Origin of the sequence: Providencia sp. PROV197 (assembly GCF_028479625.1) — a bacterium.
Lineage (GTDB): Bacteria > Pseudomonadota > Gammaproteobacteria > Enterobacterales > Enterobacteriaceae > Providencia > Providencia vermicola.
This window is the reverse complement of sequence record NZ_JAMPNZ010000045.1, coordinates 1-3,731: the sequence shown is the minus strand read 5'-3', so window position 1 is coordinate 3,731 and position 3,731 is coordinate 1. Positions and strand designations below refer to the sequence as shown.

Annotated in this window: 2 protein-coding genes; one reads left to right on the top strand and one right to left on the bottom strand. The window is 43.1% G+C overall.

Annotated elements, in window-relative coordinates:
* Positions 1-218: 218 nt before the first annotated feature.
* Positions 219-1,034 (bottom strand): co-chaperone DjlA, encoded by an 816-nt coding sequence (djlA, locus tag PR808_RS20475; protein WP_272539987.1) that lies wholly within the window; start codon positions 1,032-1,034, stop codon positions 219-221.
* Between the two features lie 181 nt (positions 1,035-1,215).
* On the opposite strand from djlA, the gene lptD reads away from it, so the two are divergent.
* Entirely contained in the window at positions 1,216-3,582 is a 2,367-nt protein-coding gene (gene lptD / locus PR808_RS20470) for an LPS assembly protein LptD (RefSeq protein WP_206083807.1), read from the top strand.
* Positions 3,583-3,731 lie beyond the last annotated feature (149 nt).

The following is a 3,731-nucleotide window of genomic DNA, read 5'->3' as shown; positions in this document are numbered from 1 at the left end:
ACTACATGCAGAAAAATGTACATTGCCTGCTAGAGCAAATTCTCATTTTATTTGGATGAGTGAATTTTTTGTTTTCAATTATTCCCCTGATTTCCCCTAAATAGTTCGTGCTACCACACGGCGTCGATTGAGCGAATCCCTAGGAGCGTAGATAACTACGTGACTAGGGTTCGTGAATGAAGACAACAAAGTGGTAGTGCGAAATATGACGGGGAAATTTATTTGAAGCCGAGCTCCTTCTTGACTAAGTCATAAGCCGCTTGGATTGATTGCGCTTTCTGCTTCGCAATCTCCATCATTTCTGGTGGTAAACCTTTCGCCACCAGTTTATCTGGATGGTGTTCACTCATTAACTTACGGTAAGCACGTTTAATTTTTGTCGGTTCGTCGTTAGGAGACACACCAAGGACTTTACAAGCATCTTCTAAGGTTGGGCCATTAGATTGCTGATAATACCCCCCTGATTGCTGCTGGGAGTATCCTTGGCCAAATTGACGACCACTTTGAATCATATCTAAGAATTGCTCGAACTGAACTTTTGATATACCCAGCTCTTCTGCGATGATAAACAGCACTTTCCTTTCGTTTGGATGGAGGAAACCATCGGCAAAAGCAGCCTGTAATTGAATTTCCAGAAACATCTGAATGAGGTCGAAACGACCATAGCACGCCATGCGTAATTGTTTTAAAACATCACGTAATGGAAAGTTAGGCGACTTCCCTTCACGAAAGGCTTGTTGAGCGGCTTTTCTAGTTTCTCCGTGCAGCTGCATTCTATCCATCAAATTTGATGCGAGCTGAATGTCCGTCTCGGTTACACGGCCTTTGGACTTGGTTAAATGCCCTAAAATCTGGAAGGTGCTCGCAAAGAAAATAATTTGGCGATCACGTTTATTCATCGACCCGGCAAATTTACGTTGTATTGATGCTTTATCAAAGCCGTGGCCAATAATTAACCCCGCTAACGCCCCCCAAAAGCCTAATCCAGAGACGATTGCGAGTATTACGCCAATAATTTTACCCCAATAGTGCATATATCCCTCAATTCTTCAATGCTCAAAATGCAATTTTGCATTATCATACTATTCATTCTGCTCTATGCATAACTACCCGCGCGTAAAGTTTCTTACATTATACTGGCGCAAAGTGGTTGGCTAAGTTAGTCTTTGAGCGTTTGCTGGCTGTGCCAATGATGACGGAACCGCATATTTAATGATGAAAAAAAGCTATCCAACACTAGTTGCCACCCTTGTATGGGCGGCTATTTACAGTCAGCAAGCGCATGCTGACCTTGCGCAGCAGTGTATGCTGGGTGTCCCTGTTTATACAAAACCGATTGTAAAAGGCGACCCTAACAACCTGCCTATTAATATTACGGCTGAAGATGTTCGTGGTGAATACCCTAATTTTGTTGAATATGACGGCAATGTCGATATCCAACAAGGGAACCAAACACTGACGGCTGATAAAGTTAAATTAACGCAGACTGAAACTGCGGGGCAACCACCCGTTCGTGAAGTTACTGCCACGGGCAACGTTCACTATGATGACCCTCAAATTATCTTAAAAGGCCCTTCTGCTTGGTCAAATTTAGATAATAAAAATACCGACGTAAACGACGGTAACTACATGATGGTCGGTCGCCAAGGCCGTGGTGATGCGACGAAAATGAAAATGCGTGGCGAAAACCGTTATTCCATCATGGAAAACGGGACATTCACCACGTGTTTACCTGGCAATAATAGCTGGAGCGTTGCGGGCTCTGAAGTCATTATCGACCGTGAAGAGGAAGTGGCTGAGATTTGGCATGCGCGCTTTAAAGTCGGCGATGTACCGATTTTCTACAGTCCATACATGCAATTACCGATTGGTAATAAACGCCGCTCTGGTTTCTTGATCCCAACAGGCAGCTACTCGAATAATGATGGCTTAGAATTTTCTTTACCGTATTATTGGAATATTGCTCCTAACTACGATGCGACCATCACGCCTCAGTTTATGACTCATAGAGGTGTGAAGTTAAACAACGAATTCCGTTATCTCATTACACCAGGTACAGGGACTGTTGCCTTTGATTATATCAATCGTGACCGTGCTTATATCAAAGATAAAGACCGTGAAAAGCGTGCTGCTCGTGATAGCGATGACCGCTGGTTATTCTATTGGCGTCATTCAGGCACCTACGCGGGGCACTGGAATTTTGCATCTGATTACACCAAAGTCAGCGATCCACAATACTTTACCGATTTCAGCTCTCAATATGGTAGTACAACTGATGGTTACGCTACGCAAAAATTCAGCGCAGGCTATTCAGATACCAACTGGAATGCAAAGGTAACTCACAAACAATTCCAAATCTTTGCAGATAACCCGAACAAACGCGCTTATAAAGCAGAGCCTCAAGTTGACTTCAATTATTATAAAAATAATTTAGGTGCTTTTGATGTGCACACCTATGCACAAGCCGCTCGCTTTACCAGCGTGGGCAAAAATAACCCTGATGCAACGCGTTTACACATTGAGCCAGAAGTGAACCTGCCATTATCTAATGGCTGGGCAAACATGAATAACAGCATCAAACTGTATGCCACCCATTATGACCAAGATATTCCAACATCAAATACGGATACTAGCTTAGAGAAAAACGTTAGCCGCGTGCTCCCAATGTTTAAGAGTGATGCGAAAGTCGTTTTCGAGCGCGACCTTTTCCAAGGCAGCGATTATGTACAAACATTAGAGCCTCGTGTTCAATATCTGTATATTCCGTATAAAGATCAGGACAATATCAATAACTTTGACTCATCTTTATTGCAATCGGATTACAGTGGTTTATTCCGTGAACGTATTTACAGTGGCCTTGACCGTATCGCTTCTGCAAATCAATTTACTACGGGTTTAACCACGCGTGTCTATGATGATGCACTCGCAGAACGTTTTAATTTCTCTGTTGGGCAAATCTATTACTTTGAACGCCCACGTGCAGGGAACTCAAACCGCCCTATTGATGATAAGAGCAACACGGGTTCTTTACTGTGGGCGACAGATTCTATGTGGCGCATTGATGAAAACTGGGGCATTCGTGGTGGGTTACAATACGACCGCCGCCTTGGTAACGTCACAATGGGTAATGCCGTTGCAGAATACCGTTTAGATGCCGACCGTTTAGTTCAATTGAACTACCGTTTTGTTGACCGTGATTATATTCAAGCCACTTTCCGTGATTTAGATAAAATCGGTAAAAATCAGGAATTACCAGAATATCAACGCGGTATCTCTCAAGTCGGTACAGTTGTAAGTTGGCCGTTAAGTGAACAATGGGGCTTTGTCGGTTCCTATTATTACGATACAAAACAACAGCAATCTGCAAGCCAATTGGTTGGATTGCAATACAATACTTGCTGTTGGGCAGTCAACCTTGGTTATGAACGCAAGATTGTCGGTTGGCAAAAAGAGAAGTTCAGCAGCGAATATGACAATAAATGGTCAGTCAATGTGGAACTTAGAGGCCTAAATAACAATCATAGTTTAGGTAGTCAGAAAATGTTAGAGGCGGGCATCATGCCTTACCAACGTGCTTTCTGATGACAAATAACATCGTTTATTCTGAATAACATGTGACTTACTCTGAATAATTCGAGTCGCAGTTAGGCGGCAAGTGAATGAGTCGCTAGGAGCATACATTAGTGTGTGACTTGCGCGAGTGAGTGCAGTCAACAACACTGCAACTCGAA

Excerpts from the sequence above, each read along its gene's own strand:
- djlA (WP_272539987.1), bottom strand. The coding sequence starts at position 1,034 with ATGCACTATTGGGGTAAAATTATTGGCGTAATACTCGCAATCGTCTCT.
- lptD (WP_206083807.1), top strand. The coding sequence starts at position 1,216 with ATGAAAAAAAGCTATCCAACACTAGTTGCCACCCTTGTATGGGCGGCT.